Here is a 1,493-nt window from a genome sequence, read left to right as displayed (position 1 = left end):
CGGGGTGTGGGGGGGTGCCGCCGCCGGGGGGGCGCGCCGGGGCGGCGGGGCACCCCCCCGGCCCTCCGCTCCGTTACGCCTGGGAAACCTCCGTGAACCGCCACCGACACGGGACGGCGACAGGATGCGGAACCGAAGGCACCCATACACGAGTGAATCGGGAGATCGGGAGATCGGGACGAGAGCCATGCACCGAGAACAGACCGGAGCCGCGGGTGACGAGACGCCCGTCGGCCCTCTCGCCGGATTCACCGTGGGAGTCACCGCCGCGCGCCGCGCGGATGAGCTCGGCGCCCTGCTGCGGCGCCGCGGCGCGGAGGTGATGTACGCGCCCGCGCTGCGGATCGTGCCGCTGTCCGACGACTCCGAACTCCTCGCCGCCACCAAGCAATTGATCGACAGCGCGCCCGACGTCGTGGTCGCCACCACCGCCATCGGCTTCCGCGGCTGGGTCGAGGCCGCCGACGGCTGGGGCCTGGGCGACGCCCTGCTCGACCGGCTGCGCGAGGTGCGGCTGCTGGCCCGCGGGCCCAAGGTGCGCGGGGCGATCCGCGCCGCCGGGCTCACCGAGGAGTGGTACCCGGCCTCCGAGTCGATGGCCGAGGTGCTCGAGCGGCTGCTGGAGGAGGGCGTCGAGGGGCACCGCATCGCCGTCCAGCTGCACGGCGAGCCACTGCCCGGCTTCGTCGAGTCGCTGCGGGCCGGGGGAGCGGAGGTGGTCGGGGTGCCGGTGTACCGCTGGATGCCACCGGAGGACATCGGGCCCGTGGACCGGCTGCTGGACGCGACGGTGGCCCGCGCCCTGGACGCCGTCACCTTCACCAGCGCGCCCGCCGCCGCGAGCCTGCTGGACCGGGCGGAGCGGCGCGGGATGCGCGAGGAGCTGGTGGACGCGCTCCGCCATAATGTGCTGCCCGCGTGTGTCGGGCCGGTCACCGCGCTGCCGCTGGAGGCCCACGACATTCCCACCTCCCAGCCCGAACGGTTCCGGCTCGGGCCGCTGGTGCAGCTGCTGACCGCGGAACTTCCCGGGCGGGTGCGGCCGTTGCCGGTCGCCGGGCGGCGGCTGGAGATCCGTGGCCACGCGGTGGTCGTGGACGGGGAGCTGCGTACGGTGCCGCCCGCCGGGATGGCGTTGCTGCGGGCCCTGGCCCGCCGGCCCGGCTGGGTCGTGGCGCGGTCGGAGCTTTTGCGGTCGTTGCCGGGGGCTGGGCGTGATGAGCATGCCGTGGAGACGGCGATGGCTCGGCTGCGGACGGCTCTCGGCTCGCCGAAGCTGATTCAGACGGTGGTCAAGCGGGGGTATCGGCTGGCGCTCGATCCGTCGGCCGACACGAAGTATGGGGGCGTGTAGGCGTTGTTGTCGGGGCTCCGCCCCGGACCCCGCCGGGGCTCCGCCCCGGGCCCCGCTCCTCAAGCGCCGGAGGGGCTGGAACAAGGGTTCGCCGGGCGTTTGCCCGGGGCCTGGTCCTGAGGGGTTACGGGGGACAGGC

Annotated in this window: 1 protein-coding gene; it reads left to right on the top strand. The window is 74.9% G+C overall.

The genetic code is table 11. The features are described from left to right. Window positions 1–187: 187 nt before the first annotated feature. On the top strand, window positions 188–1,354 hold the full coding sequence (locus tag ACFXB5_RS26290; protein ID WP_385212075.1) for a uroporphyrinogen-III synthase: 1,167 nt from the start codon (window positions 188–190) through the stop codon (window positions 1,352–1,354). The last annotated feature ends 139 nt before the right edge of the window (window positions 1,355–1,493 follow it).

The sequence above is a fragment of the Streptomyces sp. NPDC059455 genome (assembly GCF_042750115.1).
Lineage (GTDB): Bacteria > Actinomycetota > Actinomycetes > Streptomycetales > Streptomycetaceae > Streptomyces > Streptomyces endocoffeicus.
This window is presented reverse-complemented; position numbering and strand designations above follow the sequence as displayed.